This is a genomic window from Mesorhizobium sp. KACC 23794 (genome assembly GCF_052180275.1).
Classification (GTDB): domain Bacteria; phylum Pseudomonadota; class Alphaproteobacteria; order Rhizobiales; family Rhizobiaceae; genus Kumtagia.
The window spans coordinates 1670341-1689922 of the sequence record NZ_CP197465.1 but is presented as its reverse complement, the minus strand read 5'-3'; the positions used below and the strand labels follow the sequence as shown (position 1 = coordinate 1689922).

Genomic DNA, 19582 nt, shown 5'->3' with positions numbered 1-19582 from the left:
GGTGGAGGGGGCGTGGCGGCAAGAGAGGCGCGAAAAATCATCGACCGCCTACGCCGTCAGCCTGCGCCGCGCCTCGTTCATGCGCGGGGCCTTGTGGAATTTTCCGTCCTTCATGATCGCCAGGATGCGGTTCTTGTCCTGCAGGATGCGCACGTCGGCGACCGGATCGCCGTCGACCAGCAGCAGGTCGGCGAGATAGCCTTCCTTGATCATGCCGAGCTCGTCGCCCATGTTCATGATCTGCCCGCCATATTTGGTCGCCGCCAGGATCGCTTCCATCGGCGAGAAACCGAGCATCTCGACAAAGGTCTGGATGTCCTTGGCGTTGGTGCCCTGCGGCGTCCAGGCGAAGCCGTAGTCGCCGCCGATGCAGATGCGGATGCCGCGCCGGTGCATCTTCTTCATCGTCTCGATGCACATTTCGAGCTCGCGTTCATATTCGATCGTGACGCGCGAGCCGGGCTTGATGCCCCACGGCTCGGCATAGCGGGCGGTGTTGATCAACCAGGCGATGCCGGGCGCCACGAAATGCTTGTCCTTGACCGCCTCCAGCATGTCGAGCGCTTCCTCATCGGCGAAGGAAGCGTGGTAGATATTCTGGATGCCGTGGCGGATGCACTGTTTCACGGAGCCCGACGAGCGGGCGTGCGCGGACAAAACCTTGTTGCGGCAGCGCGCCTCGGAAGCGGCCATCGCCACCTCCTCCTCCGACATCGGCGTCTCTTCGGCGCCCATGCCGGTCAATGACTCGCCCGACAGATTGAGCTTGATCGAATCCACGCCGTATTTGATCAGCGTGCGCACCGTGCGGCGGATCTCTTCCGGTCCGGAAACGACGAGGCCGAGGTTCAACCCCTCATGCGGGATGTGGGACGGCGAGGCGTCGCCCAGCCCGCCGACGGTGGTGATCTCCGGCCCGGCGGCAAGGTAGCGCGGCCCCGGAAACCGCCCCTGATTGATGAATTTTTTCGCCACCACGTCGAGCCGCGGCTTTGCCGCCGCGGCACCCCGTCCGGCCGTGAAACCGGCGTCGAGCACCAGCTTGGCCATCTCCATGGTCACCAGCATATGCTCTTCCAGTTCCATCATCTGGATCGGGTCGATGCCGGGCGCATTGTTCCAGGAAAGGTGCAGATGCGCGTCGATCATGCCCGGCATCAGCGTGGCGCCCATGCCGTCGATCATCGTCGTGCCGCCTGCACCGCCATAGCTCGGCGAGGACGAGCCGAAGCGCGACGAGCCCCGCGAAATCTGCTTGATGCGGTTGCCCTGCACCAGCACCTCGCCGGTGTAAGGATACTCACCCGTCGAATCGAGCACGCGTACATTGGTGAAAAGGATGTTGCCGGCCCCGTTTCCGCTCCAGCCATTGTTCCAGTCGTCTGCCATCTCTACCTCCCAATGGCCGGCGCGGGCGAGCGCGCCAAAACTCCCTCACCTGTGCACGCGCGCCAGAAAATCGGCCAGTCGCCGGCTGCTCTCCCCCGGAGCCTCGACCGTGGCCCAGTGGCCGCAGCGGTCGAGCGACGAGAATAAGGCTCCCTTGATCCTGTCGGCAAGCGCCTGCGCAACGCTCGGCGGGTTCACGGTGTCGGCATCGCCGGTGATCAGCAGCGCCGGCGCCTTGATCCGTTTCGCGTCGACGGCCTGCGCCTTGGCGAGAGCCTCGCAGGTGCGGGCGTAGGATTCAAAATCTTGCCGCGTGATCGATTCCCGCACGAAGGCTGCCGCCGCCGGCGAATGCTCGCGCGTATGCGCGGAGATGGCGTTGGCCACGATCTGGTCGGCAATGTCGGACATGCCGCCGGACCGCGCCAGTTTTGCGCGTGCCTGCAAGCCGTTGCGGGTCGCCTCCGCCGGCTCAGCCAGCGCGCCGAACAGCACCAGCGAGGCCACCTGCTCAGGCCGTTCCGCCGCGATCTGCTGTGCAACGATGGTGCCCATCGAATGGCCGACGACATGCGCCTTCTCAACGCCCGTCACCTCCATCACCTTGAGCACGGCCTGCGCCATACCCTCGATCGACAGCACATCGACCGGGCGTGGCGAGCGGCCTGACCCAGGAAGATCAACGCGCACCACGCGAAAACCGCTGAGCGCCTGCATCTGCGGATAAAACATGTTGGACGTGCCGCCCAGCCCGTGGATCATCACGACCGGGAACCCCTCGCCGCTGACTTCCGCGACGGCCTGCCCGACACTGACCGTCGTCATTGGACGCGCTCCGTGATCGGGTTCTCCAGCGCGCCGATGCCGTCGATCTCGACGCGCACGAAGTCGCCGGCCTTCAGATATTTCGGCGGCGAAAAGCCGATGCCGACGCCGGCCGGCGTGCCGGTGGCGATGATGTCGCCCGGCCTCAGCGTGATGCCTTCCGACAGCGTAGCGATGATCGTCGGGATATCGAAGATCAGCAGCGGGATTTTTGAATCCTGCCTGAGCTCGCCGTTGACGAAACAGCGAATGCCGGTGTTTTCCAGGGCGATCTCGTCCTTGGTCACCGCCCAAGGCCCCATCGGACAGAACGTATCCTGCGACTTGCCGATCAGCCACTGGCTGTATTTGCCTTGCAGGTCGCGCGCCGTCACGTCGTTGACGATCGTATATCCCCAGACATGGTCGAAGGCGTTCTCCTTCGAGATACCCCGCCCCGCCTTGCCGATGATCACCGCAAGCTCCGCCTCGTAGTCGATCGCGGTCGAGACCTTGCTGTCGATCACCACATTGGCGCGGTTGGCGATCACCGATTCCGGGACTTTTGAAAAAATGATCGGGTTTTTCGGGATCGCGCCCGCCGCAGCACTCGAATCGAAGCCGCTCTTGGCGAATTCATGCGCGTGTTCGTAATAATTCTTGCCGACGCAGAAGATGTTGCGGCGCGGCTGCGGGATCGGCGCTTCCAGTTCGACCTGGTTGAGCGGGATGGGCGATAGCGTGCACGGCAGGCCGGCGCCGTTGCGGTCGATCAGCGCCAGGATGCCGCTTTCCGCCCGCTCGACGGGCAGGTCGAAGGACGCGATCGTCTCGTTGTCCACATCGACGAGGCCGACCCGGCGCTCGCCGCCGATCGAGAATGTCGCCACCCTCATGCTTCTCTCCCTGAACCTTTTTTGAGCCAATTAAAGCCCATTTCGTTGACGCTAACGCCGATTGGTTCCTGTCGCAAGGGTGACTGTTCGCTTTCAGTCTGATTTTCGCAACCGCGAAGGTTGAAACAGCTGATTTGATATGGACGAGGGGTTAAATCGCCGATAGATTGGTTCACTATCGGTTCACAACGGGAATCGTTTGATGCCAAAACTGGTCGCCGGAGATATCGCCACAGCGTTGAGGAAGCGTATCTCCTCGGGCGAATGGGAAGACCGCATCCCGCCGGAGCGCGACCTCGCTGGTGAATTCGGCGTGGCGCGCAACACCGTGCGGCGCGCCGTCGGGCTGCTGGAGGAGGACGGCACGCTGACCCGCCAGGTCGGGCGCGGCACCTTCCTCACCGCGCCCGACCCCAATTCCATGGCCGCCGTCTTCGCCCGCATGGAAGGCACCAGCCCGGCCGACATGATGGAGATTCGCCTGCTGCTGGAGCCGGCCGCCGCGGGCTTCGCCGCCACCAACGCCAGCGCCGGCGAACTCAACGCCGTGCGCGACGCCTACCAGACGGCCTGCGAGGCGACCGACATGCCGGAGTTCGAGCACTGGGACGCCGAATTTCACCACCGCATCTTCGCCTGCTCGCGCAATGAATTCCTGAAGGAACTGCACAATCTCATGCGCATCCTGCGCAACCAGTCGCCCTGGTTCGAGATGAAAAAGCGCTCCTTTTCCGAAGAACGCCGCCAGACCTATTGTATCGAGCACGAGGCGATCCTTGATCGTCTGCTGCGCCGCGACCCCGAGGGCGCGCGCGCCGCCATGCTGGCGCATCTGCAGACGGTGGCGAGGAATTTGCTCGGGCGGTAAGGGCTCTCGACCCGAACCCCAGGACGGCTGGCGCCCCTACCCCGCCCGGCGGAACGCCGTCGGGCTCATGCCGAACCGCGCGCGGAACGTGCTGTTGAAGGTCGACAGGTCGCCGAACCCGGTCTCGAAGGCGATGGTCGACACAGCGTCCGGCGAGGTTAGCAGCCTGAGCGCGGCGCGGCGCAGACGGATGCTGAGCAGGAACTGGTAGGGCGTCATGCCGACGCCGCGCCGGAAGGTTCGCAGGAAATGGAACTTGCTCATCGCGGCGATGCTTGCCAACTGGTCGAGATCGAGCGCGTGTTCCGAATGGCCCTCGATGTAGCGCAGCGCGCGGCTGAGCCGGCGGGAATCATGCGCCGAAATCCGGGCCGCCACGGCGGCCGCGCCAGACAGCGCGCGCACCACCGCCACCACGAAGCCAACCAGGTCCTCTTCAGTCTTCAAGCTGCCGCCGTTCTTGCCCCCGGCTTCCAGCATGACCGTATGCGCCAGCATTTCGCGTCCTGAAGGTAGCATCGCCGCCGGAAAGCTAAACTTCGACGATCCGGCCGCCGTCGCCGCGATCTCTGCGAAATAATCCGGCGAAAGCTGGACGGAGATGCAGCGGTCGCCGACGCCGTGGTTGTGGCCGCATTCGTAGCAGGCGCCAAAATTGCCGAGCAGCAGCGCGCCGGGATGCAGCAGCGCCTTGCCCTTGTCCGACGCATAGTTGAACGAACCGGCGACGACGGCGGCGATCGAGACGGCGTCGTGGCGTTCCTCGAACGGCCGGTCGCCCGGCCCCGCCTCGCAAACATAGTCGTGGACGGACCAACTGCGCCCACCAGCAAGTTGCCGCGTCGCCGAAACGGCTGCGTGCGCCGTCTGCGTATCGCGTTCGCCAAACACGGTTTCCATCGCGCGTTTATAGCAATTTTCCCCAAGTGCCGGAAAGCGCAGCGATGCAGATTGCCGCCATCTCATGACGGTTCCGTTTGCGGGCCGTCCACTTCATTGGAGAAAACAATGACGATGATCGACCATGTTTCCATCGGCGTCCGCGATGTTGCGCGCGCCAGGAAATTCTACGACGCGGTGCTTGAGCCACTCGGCTATTCCTGCCTGAGCGACGGCGCGACGTCATTTGGCTACGGGCGCGACGCCGTGGCATTCTGGGTCAACCAGAGCAGCCGCCCCGTGCCGGAGGACACCGCCTCCGGCCTGCACTTCTGCTTCGCTGCACCAACCCGCAAATCCGTCGCCGCGTTCCACGAAGCGGCGATGAAGGCGGGCGGCCGCGACAACGGGCCGGCCGGGCTGCGCGCCGACTATGGCGACAACTATTATGCGGCCTTCGCCGTCGATCCCGACGGCTACCGCATCGAAGCCTATTGCGCGGCGGCCGAGTAGCCGTCGCCAGCCGCGCGCTCTCGTCCGGCCACGGGCGAAGCGCGGCGGCCACGCTTGCCGGCTGGACGAATGCCTTTACGCAGCGTCGTCCACGCGGCCGGAAGAAGCCATCGGCTTCGCGACGATCCTGACGGGCCAAAGACATGACGATCGGACCAGGCACGCGCCGGGTCCGCCCCCAATGCGCGCATAGCGGGTCATGACGACGACACCCACTCTCTGGGGCAGCGAAACCATATCTCCAGCCGGGCCGACGATTTCCAGGCACAGGTCGCCGTCGTCTGGTCCGAATTTCTTACCTCCGAGCAGGCTTGCCGACCGTCCCGTCTGAAGAAACGCCCTCTGCGCCAAGTCGAGCATCGCCATGCCTTGACGAACCCGCGGGCCTTCCGATTCATTTTTCTGGACTTTCGCTATATTTTTGTAAATATAACGCGATGCGAATGACGAAGGCGGTGCCTTGAGCCTCTGAGTATAGACCAATGGACGACGGACCGGCCGTCCGTCGCGACTGGAAAGGTAATTCGTACAAGTGCCGGCCATGGTAAGGCACAGGAGCATCCCGGGAGGAGAGCTTTGGCCATGCAGACCAACGGAGCGCAGCGTTTCCATACCGAGCGGGTCCACGCGGCGATCGCGTCCGACGCCGCCGCAAAATCCGCGCTCGTTGCGTCCTGGCGCCGTTCCGCCACGCTGCACCATCTCGATCCAGCCGAACGCAAAGGCCCCTCCCGCCTGACCGAGGCTGAGTTGAACGAGGCGAAGCGTCGGATCGAGCCGCTTCTGCGCGTCGCGCAGGCCAGCCTCGACAGGCTGTATCTGGCTGTCGGTGGCGTCGGCTGCTGCGTGCTTCTGGCCGACCGCGACGGCGTCCCTCTCGATCGCCGCGGCGCCGTCTCCGACGACACCACTTTTCGCGACTGGGGGCTGTGGACCGGCACCGTGTGGAGCGAGCAAGCGGAAGGCACCAACGGCATCGGCACCTGCCTCGTCGAGCAGCGGACGCTGACCATCCACGCCGACCAGCATTTCTACGACCGCAACACGCTGCTGTCCTGCACCACCGCGCCGATCTTCGACCATGAGGGCCATCTGGCGGCCGCGCTCGATGTCTCGTCCTGCCGCGCCGACCTGACGGAAGGGTTCGTGAACCTGATTTCCATGGCGGTGTCGGACGCCGCGCGCCGCATCGAGGCCGATCATTTCCGCATGGCCTTCCCCGATGCGCGCATCCTGCTCGCGCCGACGCAGGACAAGGGATCCGGCGCGCTGCTTGCGGTCGACGGCGACGACATCGTCATCGGCGCGACGAGAGCGGCGCGACTGGCTTTGGGCCTCACCGCCGACAATCTCGCCCGCCCCCTGCCGGCAGCCGATCTCCTTGGCAGACAGGCGATGTATGGCGGCGAGTTGAGAGACGCGGAGCGCGCCGTGCTGCAGCGGGCGCTGGCGCGCACGGACGGCAACACCGCCGCCGCCGCACGCCTGCTCGGCATCAGCCGCGCCACGCTCTATCGCAAGCTCAACAGGCTGGAAATGGGCCGTATGGCGCCATCGGCCGCTGCCTCCCGGCCCCGGCGAGAAGCAAGCGATGGACATTGACGAGTTCGCCCCGTCACGCTCGTCGCGCGCCCTCAAGCGCGAGGCTTTGCCACTGCAGGCCCACGACGATGTCCGCATGGTTTCCAGCACCGACATCTTTCGGTCCGGTGAGCATGAGATCGCCATCTTCCACGGCGACGCCGTCTACAGCCTGAAGATCACGAAACTGGGCAAGCTCGTGCTGAACAAGTGACCCCCTCGGAGGTCCCGGCGCCATCTGCTGCCATCGCCTGTCTCACATTTGCGACACTTCCAGCCCGCGACCTCAGCCACCCCGGCTGACAACCGCCGAAAGCCGCGCCATCGATCCCACCGGACGCGCCGCATGGTGCGGCGTATGTCATCCGGGAGGTACCAGATGAACAAGGTTGAGTTTTCGCGCACGGCGAAAGTTCCGTTTGCCAAGCGCTATGACAATTTCATTGGCGGCAAGTGGGTCGCGCCGAAGTCCGGCAAATATTTCGAGAACATCTCGCCTGTGACCGGCCGTCCGCTCGGCGAAATCGCCCGGTCGAACGCCGACGACATCGAACTGGCGCTCGACGCGGCGCATAAGGCCAAGGATGCCTGGGGCAGGACAAGCGCCGCCGCCCGCGCGCTGATCCTCAACCGCATCGCCGACCGCATGGAGGACAACCTCGACCTGCTGGCGCTGGCCGAGACCTGGGACAACGGCAAGCCGATCCGCGAGACGACCGCCGCCGACCTGCCGCTCGCCATCGACCATTTCCGCTATTTCGCCGGCGCGGTGCGCGCCCAGGAAGGCGGCATCTCCGAGATCGACCACGACACGGTCGCCTACCATTTCCACGAACCGCTGGGCGTCGTCGGCCAGATCATCCCGTGGAACTTCCCGCTGCTGATGGCCGTGTGGAAACTGGCGCCCGCGCTCGCCGCCGGAAACTGCGTGGTGCTGAAGCCGGCCGAGCAGACGCCCGCCACCATCATGCTGTGGGCCGACCTGATCGGCGACCTGCTCCCCGAAGGCGTGCTCAACATCGTCAACGGCTTCGGCCTCGAGGCCGGCAAGCCGCTGGCGTCGTCCAACCGCATCGCCAAGATCGCCTTTACCGGCGAGACGACGACCGGCCGCCTGATCTCGCAATATGCCAGCCAGAACCTGATCCCGGTGACGCTGGAGCTTGGCGGCAAGTCGCCGAACATCTTCTTCCAGGACGTGACCGCCGAGGACGACGATTTCTTCGACAAGGCGATCGAGGGCTTCGTCATGTTCGCGCTCAACCAGGGCGAGGTCTGCACCTGCCCGAGTCGCGCCCTGGTTCATGAGAAGATCTACGACAAGTTCATGGAGAAGGCGCTGAAGCGCGTCGAGGCGATCGTTCAGGGCGACCCGCTCGATCCGGCGACGATGATCGGCGCGCAGGCTTCCGGCGAGCAGTTGGAAAAAATCCTCTCTTACTTCGACATCGGCAGGCAGGAGGGCGCCGAAGTGCTGACCGGCGGCGAGCAAAACCATCTGCCGGGCGACCTGGCCGGCGGCTATTACGTCAAGCCGACCGTCTTCAAGGGCCACAACAAGATGCGTGTCTTCCAGGAGGAGATTTTCGGGCCTGTGGTATCGGTTACGACCTTCAAGGACGACGACGAGGCGCTGTCGATTGCCAACGACACGCTCTACGGTCTCGGCGCCGGCATCTGGAGCCGCGACGCCAACCGGTGCTACCGCTTCGGCCGCGCCATCCAGGCCGGCCGCGTCTGGACCAACTGCTACCACGCCTACCCCGCCCACGCGGCGTTCGGCGGCTACAAGCAGTCCGGCATCGGCCGCGAGAACCACAAGATGATGCTCGACCACTACCAGCAGACCAAGAACATGCTGGTCAGCTACAGCCCTAAGAAGCTCGGCTTCTTCTGAGATTAGCTTGCCTCTCCCCGTTTACGGGGAGAGGCTGCCGGCAGGTGAGGGGCAGCGCACAGCTTGCGGAGCTTGCGCCGCCGCTCATCCGTCACTTCGTGACACCGTCTCCCCATGAACGGGAAGAAGGGAGAACTGGAGCGCCCATGTCCGACCGACAATCCCTCGACAAGGTCTCCGCAACCCCGAAAGCCGAACGGTTTCTCGCCGAGATCATTGCCGATCACGGACCGGTGTTGTTCCACCAGTCCGGCGGCTGCTGCGACGGCTCGTCGCCGATGTGTTATCCGCGCGGCGACTTCATCGTCGGCGACCGCGACGTGCTGCTCGGCGCCATCGGCGACACTCCGGTCTATATTAGCGAATCGCAATATGAGGTGTGGAAACACACCGACCTCGTCCTCGACGTGGTCGCTGGCCGCGGTGGCATGTTCTCGCTCGACAATGGCCGTGAGCGACGCTTCCTGACGCGCTCGACCATCTGCGCCGTGCCCCAGCAGGCTTGAGATCCCCGTATCGGGATTCATCATCAGCGGCACGGCCCGCGCCCCGCCGCCCGGCGCGACAGGCGACAGACGGCACCCGGCAACGCAACGACGGCAACCAGTCGCCTGTTCCAGGCGACGCCGGTTGATGGCGCTTACGCGCGTCGGTCGAAAAACGCCGAAGCCGCCACGACCAGCCAGCCGCCGATCAGCAGCAGGCCGCCTGCCGGCGCGGAATAGGGAAACAGTCGCCCACCCAGGAAATCGCGCGCCAAGAGGTCGCCGCAGAACAGCACCAGGCCGGCCGCCAGAACAAGGCCGCCCACCTTCGCGGTCCGCCCGGCCAGCAGCGCCATGCCGAGCAGCGCCGGCGCATGCACCAGCAGGAACGTCGCGGCCGTCTGAAGATTCTGCCCGCCGGCATGCGCGGCCGCCGCCGACAACGCGACGCCAGCCGCGCCTGCCAGCCCGGCGATCAGGATCAGCACGCGGTCGGCTTTCATGGACTTGTCCTTGTTGCGGCATCAGCCGGTCGCGCGAAACGCCCGCCTCGTCAAGCGACCGCCGCCGCGTTATCACTTGCCGAGACGAAATCACGCGGGGCCGATTCCGGCGCTGCAAACAATCGGGGATCACGCAAATGGCCAAATCCACCCGTCGCCCCGGCGACCCTTTCAAGGCGGCCGAGGCCGTCTTCAAGCGCACTGCCAAGCCCGCTCCGGAACCGTCCCGCGCCCCGGTGGCCGCCGCCGCCCGCGAGACCGTGACGCTGAAGATCGACCACGACGTGCTCGACCACTATCAGGCCGACGGTCCAGGCTGGCAGGAGCGCATCAACGCTGCACTGCGGCACGCGGCAGGTCTGGGCGGTACGAAGGATGTGGGCAAGCGGCCCGAAGAACTCGACGCTTCCAACGACGATTGACGCGTCAGGTCCGCCGCGAAGCTGATCATGCCGGCGAGCGCGGGAACGGGGCGGGCGGCAAGCCCGCAGGGATCCGCGCAGCCCAGAGCCGCGCAATCATGGTGCAATCCACCCCAAGCCTTTGATTTTACGGTATAGTACGGGCTTGCTACGAAGCGTGCACCGACGCGCGTCGCGGGCGCTATCCGTATGTTTTTCCAAGAAAAAAGCCCGTCGGCGGGGCCGACGGGCTTTAGGGGAACCGGCATTCGGGGAGGGGGAGAATGCCGGCTTTGTCGCCGCGGAGGGAGGAGCCGCGGCGAAAACTTAGAACTGGCGGCCCTTGGCGGCCACGACAGCGATGTCGGCGCGGGTGATGCCGAGGTCGGTGAGCTCACGGTTCGAAAGCCGGCTCAACTCGTTGACGGTATCGCGATAACGGCGCCAATTGCGGTAGTTGCGGATCAGGTTCATGGTCTTCACTCTACTTTTCTTTGCTCTTGCACATACGATCTTCTGTGTACGACGCTCAGATAGGGGTTCTCCCTTCATATTTGAATTGACGCCTTTGCATGGTTGCAATGCACAAATGCAAGGCTGAATGCCGCCTTCGAAAGCAGGCAAACCGGCAGAGTTGCCGCTTTTTTAACCTTTTTGCACCGCAACACCGTCGCAGAACGCCTCGACGATGAAGGTAATCTGCGTCGCGACCTCGTCCGGGGACTCGGTCAGGAAGCGCCTTTGCAGGCCCAGGCTGACGATGCCGTGCACCGCCGCGAACAGCGCCCGCGCCACCAGCTCCAGCCGCTCCTCGCCAGCCTCCGGTAGCAACAGCCGAAGCGGCCGGACGATATGGCCGATCAGCCTCGCATTCTCCGTCTCCCGCCGCCCCGCAAACGCCTGGCCCATGCGCGACGCATGCTCGAAGATCGCCGACCACAGCAGCGGGTTGTCGACAACGAAGGAAAGATAGGTGCGGCCCAGCAGCACGAGCTGGCGTTTCGGCGTACTGGCCGCGGCATTTCCGGCAAACGCCTCAGCCACCGCCTGTTCCAGCCGGACGCCTGTGCGGGAATTGACGTCCGCCACCAGCGCGTCCATGTCCTTGAATATATTGTAGATAGCCCCGACCGCGCAGCCAGCATCCGCCGCGAGGTCACGCGCCGTCAGCGCCCGGTAGCCGGTCTCGGCGATCCTGCGTTCGGCGATCTCAAGCAAGTCCTCGCGCAGCTTCTCACGCCTGACCTGGGTCTTTCCGGCCAATTCCCGGCTCCTCGGTGTTTTATGAACGTCGTTCAAGATACAGCTTGAACGACGTTCAAATCCATGCCACAAATAGCGTGAACAGCATTCAAGTCAAGCCGCAGGCGAGGAGAACGACAGGAAATGCCGACGCTTTACGATCTCAAGCCGGCTTTCCAGGGCATGCTGCGCCCGCTTGCCAACCGCCTTGCCGGCGCCGGTGCGACCGCCAACCAGGTCACGGTTGCGGCGGCGCTCATGTCGGTCGCGGCGGCGGCGCTGGTTGCGTTGTTTCCAGGCAATCCGATGCTCTGGCTGCTCATACCCATCGTGCTTTTCCTGCGCATGGCGCTGAACGCGATCGACGGCATGCTGGCGCGCGAGCACGGGCAGGCCTCGACCTTCGGCATGTATCTGAACGAGCTTTGCGATGTCGTCTCAGACCTCGCGCTGATCCTCGCCTTCGCCGCCGTTCCGCTGTTTCCAGGCTGGGGCGTCGTCGCCTTCGCGATCACTGCGATCGTCGCCGAATTTGCCGGGGTTTTGGGCATTCCTGCCGGAATCGGCCGCAACTATGCCGGCCCGTTCGGCAAGAGTGACCGCGCCTTCGCGCTCGGCCTCGTCGCCGTATTGCTTGCCGTCAACCTGCCGATCGAAGCCATCGCGCCGTACATATTCCCGGCACTGGCGCTGCTTTCCCTTCTCACCGTCGCCAACCGCGTCCGCGCCGGCCTGCGGCCCGCTGCCTGAACCCTTGGCCCGCAAGGCCAACCGAGGATCATCATGCTTCCCGAAAAATCCCTTTCCCCCACCGAAGCTGCCCCACGAGCGGCCTCGCCCGTCGAGCGCAGCTTCGCCACCCATGACGGCGCCGAACTGTTCTACCGCTGCTGGCCGGCCGCCACGCCGGAGGCGAAAGGCGCGGTGGTGCTGTTCCACCGCGGCCACGAGCATGGCGGCCGCATGGCGCATCTCGTCGACGAACTCAACCTGCCCGACCACGCCTTTTACGCCTGGGACGCACGCGGCCACGGCCGTTCGCCGGGCGAACGCGGCTATTCGCCATCCTTCGCCGCATCGGTGCGCGACATCGACAGTTTCATGCAGGAGATCAAGGAGAAGGACGGTTTTGACGCGAACGACATAGCCGTCGTCGCGCAATCCGTCGGCGCCGTGCTTGCCGCCACCTGGGTGCATGACTATGCGCCAAAGATCCGCACCCTGGTACTGGCCTCGCCGGCCTTCTCGGTAAAACTCTACGTACCATTCGCGAGGCAAGGCATCGCGCTTTGGCAAAAACTGAAAGGGCGGTTCTTCGTCAACTCCTACGTCAAGGCGCGTTTCCTGACGCATGATTTGGAACGGATAAAGTCCTTCGAGGCCGACCCGCTGATCACCCGCCCCATCGCCTCCAACATATTGCTCGACCTCTACGACCATGCCGAGCGCATCGTGGCCGACGGCGGCGCCATCACGGTGCCGACGCAGGTGCTGATCTCCGGCAGCGACTGGGTGGTGCGCCATGGCCCGCAGCACGCGTTTTTCGTCAATCTCGCCAGCCCGGCCAAGGAACGCCACATCTTGCCCGGTTTCTTTCACGACACGCTGGGCGAACGCGACCGGGCGAAGGCGGTGGCGCTTGCCCGCGATTTCATCGTCCGCCAGTTCGAGACGCCGGAGCCAAGAGTGGATCTGACGCAGGCAGACCGTACCGGTTTTACGCGGGATGAGGCCGACCGGCTCGCCACCCCGCTGGACCTGGTGTCGCCAAAGGGCCTGTATTGGGCGCTCAGCCGCGCCTTCATCCGCATGGGCGGCTGGTTTTCCAACGGCATCTCGACCGGGGTCAGGACCGGATTCGATTCGGGCTCGACACTCGACTATGTCTATGAGAACGAGGCCCGCGGGCTCGGCCCGGTCGGACGCATGGCCGACCGCACCTTCCTCGACGCCATCGGCTGGCGCGGCATCCGCCAGCGAAAAATCCATCTGGAGAACCTGATCGGCAAGGCGGCGCGCGACCTGCGCATCGCCGGCCGCCCCCTCCACATCCTCGACATAGCCGCCGGCCACGGCCGCTACGTGCTCGACGCCATCGCCAATCTCGAGGAGCCCCCGGCCTCCGTGCGCCTGCGGGACTATTCGGATATCAACGTCGAAAAGGGCAAGGCGCAGATCGCCGAGCGCGAACTGCCCAAAAGCGTCACCTTCGAAAGGGCAGACGCCTTCGACGGCGTGGCGCTTGCCGCGACCGAGCCCGCACCGGATCTCGCCATCGTCTCCGGACTGTACGAGCTTTTCCCCGACAATGCGCTGATCCGCCGTTCGCTCGGCGGCCTGGCGCAAGCCATGCAGCCGGGCGCGCTGCTGATCTACACGAACCAGCCCTGGCACCCGCAACTTGAGATGATCGCCCGCAGCCTCACCTCGCATCGCGGCGGCGCGGCGTGGGTGATGCGCCGCCGCACCCAGGCCGAGATGGACCAGTTGGTCGAGGCCGCCGGCTTCGAGAAGATCGACCAGCGCATCGACGAATGGGGGATTTTTACGGTATCGCTGGCGCGGCGTGTTTCTCAGGAATGACCGTGCTTCCCGTCGCCTCGCTACCGCCGTCCGACTCCTTCGGTCAGATCTTCCGACGCGCGCTGCTCTGGCTGCTGTTCCTCGCCCCGTTCTTCTACCTCACCTATGGCTACGCCAACTGGCTGGCGGCGCAACGCGAGCATGTCGGCAGCATCGTCTTTTCCTGGGAACACGCCGTCCCCTTCGTCGCCTGGACGATCGTGCCCTACTGGTCGATCAACCTGTTCTACGGCCTGTCGCTGCTGATCAACACGACGCGCAACGGCGTCGACCGCCTTGCCGGCCGCTACCTCACCGCGCAGACCGTCGCCATCGCCTGCTTCATCGCCTTCCCGCTCACCGCCACCTTCACAAGACCCGCCACGGACGGCCTGCCGGGTTTTATGTTCGCCGTGCTCGGCGGCTTCGACAAGCCGTTCAACCAGGCACCATCGCTGCACATCGCGCTGCTGGTGATCATCTGGGATCATATCCGGCACCGCCTCGACGGTTGGTGGCGAATGCTCTGGCATGCGTGGTGCCTACTGATCGGCATCTCGGTGATGACCACGTGGCAGCATCATTTCATCGACATCCCGACCGGCGCGCTGCTCGGCCTGTTCGCACTCTGGCTGTTTCCGCGCGAGGGCGCCCTGCCCTTTGCCGGCATGCGCCTGGCGGCGGACAGGAGGGGTCGCCGGCTCGCTTTCTGTTACGGGCTCGGCACGGCGATGCTGCTGGCCGGCGCGGTTGCCGGCGCATTCCACTCGGCGCTGTGGCTGGCGCTGCTTTGGCCTTCGCTGTCGCTCGCCATCGTAGCCTTCGGTTATGCGACGCGAAATCCCGGCGTGTTCCAGAAGGCCGAAAATGGCCGGGTGACATTGGCAAGCCGAATCCTGCTTTGGCCGTATCGGCTGGCAGCGCGCCTCAACGTCTGGGCCTGGACACGCGCCCTGCCGCCTCAGGTCGAAATCCGGGACGGCGTTTTCCTGGGGCAGTTCCCGAGCGCGGCCGAAGCCGACCGGTTTGCCGTGGTGATTGACCTCGCCGCCGAGTTCGAAAAGCCGCCGGAAGCCGCCTGCGAGTGGAAAAGCGTCCCGATGCTCGATCTTCTGCCGCCCTCCCCCACCGAGCGCGCCGAGGCGGCCGCGGCACTGGAAGCGGCCGGCGGCGCCGGCCCGGTTCTGGTCTGCTGTGCACTCGGCTTTCAGCGCAGCGCCGGCGTCGCCGCCGGATGGCTGGTCTCGAGCGGCAGGGCACGTGACTTCGCCGATGCCCGTTCCCTGCTCGCCAAGGCAGGCCGACCGGTGCACCTGCCCACCGGCGAGATGCCGGGTTGATCGAATGACCGGAAAACCCTGGCCCGAAGAGGCCGCCGCGCAGGCGAAATGGTCGCTGGCGCAGGCGCTATGGCCGCCGGCGCTGATGATTGCGGCCTGCGGCGCGCACTTCCTGTTTGCCCAGCCGCGCGACCATGGCCTTCTGGATCTGGCCGTTCGGCTTCTGGCGACCGCCAGCGGCATCGCCATGTTTGCTTTCTCAACGATCCTGGTTTTCGACGCGCTTCTGTTTCGCCTGATGGCAAGCTATGAAGACGAATGGAAAGGCGGCGCCGCCGTCGACGACATTCTTGCCAGGATGAGCCTGAAGCCCACCCCGCCAAACACACGCTCCCTTGCCGAACGCGCCGCCGGCACGCGCCGCGTGGTGACGCGGCAGCGCGTTGCGTTTGCGGTGCTGGTCCTGGCGCTGGCCTTGCCGCTGTTCTCCACGCCGGCCTGAGGCAAAACCAGGCATGAGCGGAATTCGGGACTTTTCCTTCCATCTGCTGCGCTCGGCCGTTTCCGTCGGCCTGTCGGCGCTGGCCTGGGCGATCACCGGGGTGAGGCCGATCTGGATGGGCAGCGAGCCGTCGGAGCGCCAGCGCATCTATTTCGCCAACCACGCCAGCCATGGCGATTTCATCCTGCTTTCGGCCTGCCTGCCCGAGCAGCTACGCCAGCGCACCCGCGCCGTCGCCGCCGCCGACTACTGGGGCAAGACGCGGCTGCGCCGTTTCATCGCCGAGGACATGCTGTCCTCCGTGCTGATCCATCGCACATGGACGGACCCCGCCGACAACCCGATCAATGCCATGCTCGCCGTACTCGATCGTGGGGATTCCCTGATCCTGTTTCCCGAAGGCACGCGCAATATGACGGATGAACCGCTGACGCGCTTCCGCTCCGGCCTTTACAATCTCGCCGTCATGCGGCCCGAGGTGGAGTTGATCCCGTGCTGGATCGAGAACATGTCGCGCGTGCTGCCGAAAGGGCATTTCCTGCCGGTGCCACTGCTTTGCCGCGTCGTCTTCGGCCCGCCGGTCAGGGTGGAAAGCGGCGAGGACCGCCATGATTTTCTCAGGCGCGCGCATGCCGCGCTGCTAGCTTTGCAGCCGCGCCCACGGGGGAACCGGAGATGATGCGCGAAACCACCCTGCTGATCGTCGGACTCTGCGCCGTGCTGGTGACGGCGAGCCTCGTCGCCGCGATCCTCACCTGGCGCGCGCCGGACCGCAAGAAACCCGGCCTGGTCAATCTCAACCAGCGCATCTTTGCCTGGTGGATCATGGTGGCGCTGATTGCCGTCGCCTTCATCTTCGGCAAGGACGGGATGACGGTGCTGTTCGCGCTGATCTCGTTTGCCGCGCTGCGCGAATTCGTGACGCTGACCCATACGCGGCGCAGCGACCACTGGGTGCTGCTGGCTATGTTCGCGGTCATCATCCCGGTCCAGTACTGGCTGGTGTGGACGGCCTGGTATGGCCTCTTCACCATCTTCATCCCGGTCTATTGCTTCCTGCTGATGCCGGCGGTGACCGCCTTGCAGGGCGACACGGAGCGATTCCTGGAGCGCGTCGCCGCACAGCAATGGGCGGTCATGCTGTCGGTCTACTGCATCAGCCACGTGCCTGCCCTGCTGACGCTTCAGGTGCCGGGCTTCGAAGGACGCAATTTGCTGCTCGTCGCCTTCCTGATCATCGTCGTCCAGGGCAGCGACGTGCTGCAATATATTTTTGGAAAACTGTTCGGCCGCCACAAGGTGGCGCCTTCCGTTTCACCGTCTAAGACCTGGGAGGGACTGGTCGGCGGCGTGGCGACGGCAAGCCTGCTTGGAGCCGCGCTTTCCTTCCTGACGCCGTTCAGCCCGCTTCACGCCGCGATCGTGGCGTTCCTCATCTGCCTGATGGGTTTCCTCGGCGGACTGGTCGCGTCAGCCATCAAGCGCGACCAGGGCGTCAAGGACTGGGGCCATCTGATCGAAGGCCATGGCGGCATGCTCGATCGCGCCGACAGCCTGGTCTTCGCCGCGCCGGTGTTCTTTCACATCGTGCGGTATTTTTGGACCGTTTAGGGCAGTAGGGCAGTAGGGCAGTAGGGCAGTAGGGCAGTAGGAAGGAACCCCGGCTATGCGGGGTGGTCAATGCGCAGAAGCAACTTGCATGGCGTCAACGGCAGATGCCCGGAAGCTACTGCCCTACCTCACTGCGAGATCACGATGCTCGTATTGGTCTGGCCAAAAGTCTCGACCAGCCGATAGAAATCGGCGGCATCGTTGGGGTGCAGCCGCACGCAGCCGTGTGAGGCCGGCTGGCCGAGCCGCTTGATGGCGTTGGTGGCGTGCACGGCGTAGCCGCCGTTGAAGAACACCGAATGCGGCATCGGCGCGTTGTCGTATTTCTTCGAATACCACATCTCGTGCATGCGGTACGGCTTGAACGAGCCGGTGGGCGTGACATAGCCCTTGCCGGCGGTCGAAACCTTCCACGCGAAGGCAGGGCGTCCGTCGATCGAGACATGCATCGTCTGCGTGGAGATCGACACCTCGGCCACGACTTTGGCGTTGGAGGCGTGCGCGCTTCCCGCGCCGGCGTCGAGGAACAAGGCCATGCCGGCCATCGCGGCGGCGGCGACGTTGATGAGCTTGGCGGAGAGAATGGCGTCCATGTGATGTCCCCTGTTTTAGGGCCGTTGGCCGGCCGTCTTCGGTGGCGGGGTTATCGCTACGTCATGTTTCGGGATAACTTCACATGAACGCTATTTTGTTTCGTAATTGTTTCTTATTTTGACCGTTTATGCGATTTCGAAAATTCATTATGGACATTTCCGGGCAATTGTGGTCAATAGCAGGAATGCCTCATCCTCGGAACCAAAGGCACATTCGATGCCTGGGACACCTTGGAAACGGCGGGTTCGGATGCACCGAAACGCGATCGTAACAATGCGGTTTCGAAGCGGCATCGTTCGGAAACATCCGGGGGTGATTGTGCCCGGCATCGAAAGCAGGAACGAAAGTTCGAAAATGAGCGGAACAGGCGCCAATTGGCTGAAAAGGGTCGCCATCGCTACGGCGATCCTGTCGGCGATCGGGCTGTTCGCCGACACCGCGCCGGCGATGGCGGCCGAGGGCAGTGCCAACGCCGAATCGGCGGTTCATGCGCTCGGGCTGTTTGTGTTCGCCTGGCTGCTGTCGAGCCTGCGGGCGAAGCGGAAAGACGGTCGCTGGCGGTTCGGCCTAGAACTTTCGCCGATCTCGCGCGTTAGGGCCGCATCGACAGTCCACGGCGCCAATGCGCGGCGTGCGGAAAAGAATTCGGGACAGGCCGGCGCGCTTCGCCAGCTTTGACCCACAAGAGATCGAGGACAGGGACAATGAAGACCAATATCGCTTCGGGCGTTCTGACCGCCCTCATCTACGCCCAGATCGCGCTTTGCTTCGCGGGCGCCGCCACCGTCCTGCTTCGCGCCGACGTGCAGCCGCAGCACGTGGCCAGCGAAACGGAGACGCCGTCGGCATCCGCTGGCGTGCGTCTGTAAAGGTGCCCTCTGGCCTGGCTTATTCCGGCCAGCCGGATGGCGGGTCGAAACGATATCCTGAACCGCGGATAGTGACGATCGATTCTGTGTCGAGCTTGCGGCGTAGCCGCACGATCCGCGAATCGATCGACCGGTCGAAAGCGTCACTGCTTTCGGCCGGCGCCGCCGCGATTATGTCGTCGCGCGTCAGGACCTTGCGCGGATGGGCAAGGAACAGCTTGAGCAGCGCGACCTGCCCGGGCGACAATTGTTCCTCGCCCCCTGCCCGGTACATGACCAGCGCCGACCTTATGTCGACTGTGGCGTTCTCCAGGCTGACCAGTTCAGGCGCGGCCTTGCCGCGACGGCTGAGCAACCCGGCGATGCGTGCCGCGACCTCGCGCAGATCGGCCGGCATGTCGACGACGTCCGCCGCGCCGAGTTCGAGCGCCAGCACCGTCTCGACCAGATCGGCCTTGGGCCTGAGCAGCATGACGGCAGGGTCGGTTTCCTTCTGCAGGCGCCGCAGCAGCCCGAGTGTGGCAGGTGGTGGCAGGTTGTCCCCGACGACGAGGACGTCGAGACGCGGCGAGCCGAGCAGCGAGCGGAGTTCCCACTCCTCGCTCGCTTGCACGACCTCATAACCACGCCGGTCGAGATAATCCGCGAAGCTTTCCGCGAACTCTTCGCCGAGGCAGGCTAGTGCAACGACCGGTCTTCTCGCCAT

General features: G+C 64.7%; 24 protein-coding genes. 15 read left to right on the top strand and 9 right to left on the bottom strand.

Annotation, left to right across the window (positions count from 1 at the left end):
• Positions 1 to 48: 48 nt before the first annotated feature.
• The 3 genes from ACSBOB_RS08405 to ACSBOB_RS08395 are packed head-to-tail and all read right to left on the bottom strand — an operon-like array spanning position 49 to position 3089.
• A complete protein-coding gene (locus ACSBOB_RS08405) occupies positions 49 to 1389 on the bottom strand; it encodes an amidohydrolase family protein (RefSeq protein WP_442581979.1) in 1341 nt (446 codons plus the stop codon).
• 45 nt (positions 1390 to 1434) lie between these two features.
• Positions 1435 to 2214: an alpha/beta fold hydrolase gene (locus tag ACSBOB_RS08400; RefSeq protein WP_442581978.1), complete on the bottom strand. Its 780-nt coding sequence runs from the start codon at positions 2212 to 2214 to the stop codon at positions 1435 to 1437.
• Positions 2211 to 3089: a fumarylacetoacetate hydrolase family protein gene (locus tag ACSBOB_RS08395; protein WP_442581977.1), complete on the bottom strand. Its 879-nt coding sequence runs from the start codon at positions 3087 to 3089 to the stop codon at positions 2211 to 2213. Before ACSBOB_RS08395 ends, ACSBOB_RS08400 begins: the two co-directional genes overlap by 4 nt.
• A 202-nt stretch (positions 3090 to 3291) precedes the next feature.
• Between ACSBOB_RS08395 and ACSBOB_RS08390 the strand changes: the two genes are divergently transcribed.
• Positions 3292 to 3957, top strand: a complete 666-nt coding sequence (locus ACSBOB_RS08390; RefSeq protein ID WP_442581976.1) for a FadR/GntR family transcriptional regulator — start codon at positions 3292 to 3294, stop codon at positions 3955 to 3957.
• A gap of 36 nt (positions 3958 to 3993) precedes the next feature.
• Here the strand turns inward: ACSBOB_RS08390 and ACSBOB_RS08385 are convergent, their stop codons facing one another.
• Positions 3994 to 4857 carry a helix-turn-helix domain-containing protein gene (locus ACSBOB_RS08385; RefSeq protein WP_442581975.1) on the bottom strand — a complete coding sequence of 288 codons (864 nt, stop codon included), beginning with the start codon at positions 4855 to 4857 and terminating at the stop codon, positions 3994 to 3996.
• Between the two features lie 114 nt (positions 4858 to 4971).
• Between ACSBOB_RS08385 and ACSBOB_RS08380 the strand changes: the two genes are divergently transcribed.
• The 5 genes from ACSBOB_RS08380 (at position 4972) to ACSBOB_RS08360 (ending at position 9333) form a co-directional block, all read left to right on the top strand.
• Entirely contained in the window at positions 4972 to 5349 is a 378-nt protein-coding gene (locus tag ACSBOB_RS08380) for a VOC family protein (protein WP_442583684.1), read from the top strand.
• A 582-nt stretch (positions 5350 to 5931) separates the two neighbouring features.
• Entirely contained in the window at positions 5932 to 6951 is a 1020-nt protein-coding gene (locus ACSBOB_RS08375; protein WP_442581974.1) for a helix-turn-helix domain-containing protein, read from the top strand.
• Complete coding sequence (gene hemP / locus ACSBOB_RS08370) at positions 6941 to 7144, top strand: hemin uptake protein HemP (RefSeq protein WP_442581973.1); 204 nt, start codon at positions 6941 to 6943, stop codon at positions 7142 to 7144. The genes ACSBOB_RS08375 and hemP overlap by 11 nt, the downstream gene beginning before the upstream one ends.
• 165 nt (positions 7145 to 7309) lie before the next feature.
• A complete protein-coding gene (adh, locus tag ACSBOB_RS08365) occupies positions 7310 to 8827 on the top strand; it encodes an aldehyde dehydrogenase (protein WP_442581972.1) in 1518 nt (505 codons plus the stop codon).
• Positions 8828 to 8973: 146 nt separating this feature from the next.
• Positions 8974 to 9333 (top strand): DUF779 domain-containing protein, encoded by a 360-nt coding sequence (locus ACSBOB_RS08360; RefSeq protein ID WP_442581971.1) that lies wholly within the window; start codon positions 8974 to 8976, stop codon positions 9331 to 9333.
• 134 nt (positions 9334 to 9467) lie between these two features.
• On the opposite strand, the gene ACSBOB_RS08355 is transcribed toward ACSBOB_RS08360, so the two are convergent.
• A complete protein-coding gene (locus ACSBOB_RS08355) occupies positions 9468 to 9815 on the bottom strand; it encodes a DUF423 domain-containing protein (protein ID WP_442581970.1) in 348 nt (115 codons plus the stop codon).
• Positions 9816 to 9952: 137 nt separating this feature from the next.
• Between ACSBOB_RS08355 and ACSBOB_RS08350 the strand changes: the two genes are divergently transcribed.
• Positions 9953 to 10237: a BrnA antitoxin family protein gene (locus ACSBOB_RS08350; protein WP_442581969.1), complete on the top strand. Its 285-nt coding sequence runs from the start codon at positions 9953 to 9955 to the stop codon at positions 10235 to 10237.
• A gap of 306 nt (positions 10238 to 10543) precedes the next feature.
• On the opposite strand, the gene ACSBOB_RS08345 is transcribed toward ACSBOB_RS08350, so the two are convergent.
• The gene (locus ACSBOB_RS08345) at positions 10544 to 10690 is read right to left on the bottom strand and encodes a DUF1127 domain-containing protein (RefSeq protein ID WP_442583683.1); all 147 of its coding nucleotides are present in this window, start codon (positions 10688 to 10690) and stop codon (positions 10544 to 10546) included.
• 171 nt (positions 10691 to 10861) lie between these two features.
• On the bottom strand, positions 10862 to 11479 hold the full coding sequence (locus ACSBOB_RS08340) for a TetR/AcrR family transcriptional regulator (protein WP_442581968.1): 618 nt from the start codon (positions 11477 to 11479) through the stop codon (positions 10862 to 10864).
• Positions 11480 to 11602: 123 nt separating this feature from the next.
• Between ACSBOB_RS08340 and ACSBOB_RS08335 the strand changes: the two genes are divergently transcribed.
• Genes ACSBOB_RS08335 through ACSBOB_RS08310 form a run of 6 tightly spaced genes read left to right on the top strand, consistent with a single transcriptional unit; the run spans position 11603 to position 17413 of the window.
• Positions 11603 to 12208 carry a CDP-alcohol phosphatidyltransferase family protein gene (locus tag ACSBOB_RS08335; RefSeq protein WP_442581967.1) on the top strand — a complete coding sequence of 202 codons (606 nt, stop codon included), beginning with the start codon at positions 11603 to 11605 and terminating at the stop codon, positions 12206 to 12208.
• A 33-nt stretch (positions 12209 to 12241) separates the two neighbouring features.
• Positions 12242 to 14041 carry a bifunctional alpha/beta hydrolase/class I SAM-dependent methyltransferase gene (locus ACSBOB_RS08330; RefSeq protein WP_442581966.1) on the top strand — a complete coding sequence of 600 codons (1800 nt, stop codon included), beginning with the start codon at positions 12242 to 12244 and terminating at the stop codon, positions 14039 to 14041.
• Positions 14038 to 15360, top strand: coding sequence for a phosphatase PAP2/dual specificity phosphatase family protein (locus ACSBOB_RS08325; protein ID WP_442581965.1), 1323 nt, complete (start codon positions 14038 to 14040; stop codon positions 15358 to 15360). Before ACSBOB_RS08330 ends, ACSBOB_RS08325 begins: the two co-directional genes overlap by 4 nt.
• A 4-nt stretch (positions 15361 to 15364) precedes the next feature.
• On the top strand, positions 15365 to 15802 hold the full coding sequence (locus ACSBOB_RS08320) for a hypothetical protein (RefSeq protein WP_442581964.1): 438 nt from the start codon (positions 15365 to 15367) through the stop codon (positions 15800 to 15802).
• Between the two features lie 13 nt (positions 15803 to 15815).
• Positions 15816 to 16481: a lysophospholipid acyltransferase family protein gene (locus tag ACSBOB_RS08315; RefSeq protein WP_442581963.1), complete on the top strand. Its 666-nt coding sequence runs from the start codon at positions 15816 to 15818 to the stop codon at positions 16479 to 16481.
• Positions 16481 to 17413, top strand: a complete 933-nt coding sequence (locus ACSBOB_RS08310) for a phosphatidate cytidylyltransferase (RefSeq protein ID WP_442583682.1) — start codon at positions 16481 to 16483, stop codon at positions 17411 to 17413. Before ACSBOB_RS08315 ends, ACSBOB_RS08310 begins: the two co-directional genes overlap by 1 nt.
• Before the next feature lie 128 nt (positions 17414 to 17541).
• Here the strand turns inward: ACSBOB_RS08310 and ACSBOB_RS08305 are convergent, their stop codons facing one another.
• Positions 17542 to 18006, bottom strand: coding sequence for a L,D-transpeptidase (locus tag ACSBOB_RS08305; protein ID WP_442581962.1), 465 nt, complete (start codon positions 18004 to 18006; stop codon positions 17542 to 17544).
• A 355-nt stretch (positions 18007 to 18361) separates the two neighbouring features.
• Here ACSBOB_RS08305 and ACSBOB_RS08300 point away from each other — a divergent pair, with 355 nt between their 5' ends.
• A complete protein-coding gene (locus ACSBOB_RS08300; RefSeq protein WP_442581961.1) occupies positions 18362 to 18685 on the top strand; it encodes a hypothetical protein in 324 nt (107 codons plus the stop codon).
• A 26-nt stretch (positions 18686 to 18711) separates the two neighbouring features.
• The gene (locus ACSBOB_RS08295) at positions 18712 to 18876 is read left to right on the top strand and encodes a hypothetical protein (RefSeq protein ID WP_442581960.1); all 165 of its coding nucleotides are present in this window, start codon (positions 18712 to 18714) and stop codon (positions 18874 to 18876) included.
• Between the two features lie 19 nt (positions 18877 to 18895).
• Here ACSBOB_RS08295 and ACSBOB_RS08290 read toward each other — a convergent pair whose 3' ends face one another.
• Positions 18896 to 19582: a winged helix-turn-helix domain-containing protein gene (locus tag ACSBOB_RS08290; RefSeq protein ID WP_442581959.1), complete on the bottom strand. Its 687-nt coding sequence runs from the start codon at positions 19580 to 19582 to the stop codon at positions 18896 to 18898.

Excerpts from the sequence above, each read along its gene's own strand:
- ACSBOB_RS08295 (WP_442581960.1), top strand. The coding sequence starts at position 18,712 with ATGAAGACCAATATCGCTTCGGGCGTTCTGACCGCCCTCATCTACGCC.
- ACSBOB_RS08350 (WP_442581969.1), top strand. The coding sequence starts at position 9,953 with ATGGCCAAATCCACCCGTCGCCCCGGCGACCCTTTCAAGGCGGCCGAG.
- ACSBOB_RS08355 (WP_442581970.1), bottom strand. The coding sequence starts at position 9,815 with ATGAAAGCCGACCGCGTGCTGATCCTGATCGCCGGGCTGGCAGGCGCG.
- hemP (WP_442581973.1), top strand. The coding sequence starts at position 6,941 with ATGGACATTGACGAGTTCGCCCCGTCACGCTCGTCGCGCGCCCTCAAG.
- ACSBOB_RS08385 (WP_442581975.1), bottom strand. The coding sequence starts at position 4,857 with ATGGAAACCGTGTTTGGCGAACGCGATACGCAGACGGCGCACGCAGCC.
- adh (WP_442581972.1), top strand. The coding sequence starts at position 7,310 with ATGAACAAGGTTGAGTTTTCGCGCACGGCGAAAGTTCCGTTTGCCAAG.
- ACSBOB_RS08400 (WP_442581978.1), bottom strand. The coding sequence starts at position 2,214 with ATGACGACGGTCAGTGTCGGGCAGGCCGTCGCGGAAGTCAGCGGCGAG.
- ACSBOB_RS08310 (WP_442583682.1), top strand. The coding sequence starts at position 16,481 with ATGCGCGAAACCACCCTGCTGATCGTCGGACTCTGCGCCGTGCTGGTG.
- ACSBOB_RS08300 (WP_442581961.1), top strand. The coding sequence starts at position 18,362 with ATGAGCGGAACAGGCGCCAATTGGCTGAAAAGGGTCGCCATCGCTACG.
- ACSBOB_RS08320 (WP_442581964.1), top strand. The coding sequence starts at position 15,365 with ATGACCGGAAAACCCTGGCCCGAAGAGGCCGCCGCGCAGGCGAAATGG.
- ACSBOB_RS08390 (WP_442581976.1), top strand. The coding sequence starts at position 3,292 with ATGCCAAAACTGGTCGCCGGAGATATCGCCACAGCGTTGAGGAAGCGT.
- ACSBOB_RS08290 (WP_442581959.1), bottom strand. The coding sequence starts at position 19,582 with ATGGCGAGAAGACCGGTCGTTGCACTAGCCTGCCTCGGCGAAGAGTTC.
- ACSBOB_RS08330 (WP_442581966.1), top strand. The coding sequence starts at position 12,242 with ATGCTTCCCGAAAAATCCCTTTCCCCCACCGAAGCTGCCCCACGAGCG.
- ACSBOB_RS08360 (WP_442581971.1), top strand. The coding sequence starts at position 8,974 with ATGTCCGACCGACAATCCCTCGACAAGGTCTCCGCAACCCCGAAAGCC.
- ACSBOB_RS08305 (WP_442581962.1), bottom strand. The coding sequence starts at position 18,006 with ATGGACGCCATTCTCTCCGCCAAGCTCATCAACGTCGCCGCCGCCGCG.
- ACSBOB_RS08395 (WP_442581977.1), bottom strand. The coding sequence starts at position 3,089 with ATGAGGGTGGCGACATTCTCGATCGGCGGCGAGCGCCGGGTCGGCCTC.
- ACSBOB_RS08405 (WP_442581979.1), bottom strand. The coding sequence starts at position 1,389 with ATGGCAGACGACTGGAACAATGGCTGGAGCGGAAACGGGGCCGGCAAC.
- ACSBOB_RS08375 (WP_442581974.1), top strand. The coding sequence starts at position 5,932 with ATGCAGACCAACGGAGCGCAGCGTTTCCATACCGAGCGGGTCCACGCG.
- ACSBOB_RS08335 (WP_442581967.1), top strand. The coding sequence starts at position 11,603 with ATGCCGACGCTTTACGATCTCAAGCCGGCTTTCCAGGGCATGCTGCGC.
- ACSBOB_RS08380 (WP_442583684.1), top strand. The coding sequence starts at position 4,972 with ATGATCGACCATGTTTCCATCGGCGTCCGCGATGTTGCGCGCGCCAGG.
- ACSBOB_RS08315 (WP_442581963.1), top strand. The coding sequence starts at position 15,816 with ATGAGCGGAATTCGGGACTTTTCCTTCCATCTGCTGCGCTCGGCCGTT.
- ACSBOB_RS08325 (WP_442581965.1), top strand. The coding sequence starts at position 14,038 with ATGACCGTGCTTCCCGTCGCCTCGCTACCGCCGTCCGACTCCTTCGGT.
- ACSBOB_RS08345 (WP_442583683.1), bottom strand. The coding sequence starts at position 10,690 with ATGAACCTGATCCGCAACTACCGCAATTGGCGCCGTTATCGCGATACC.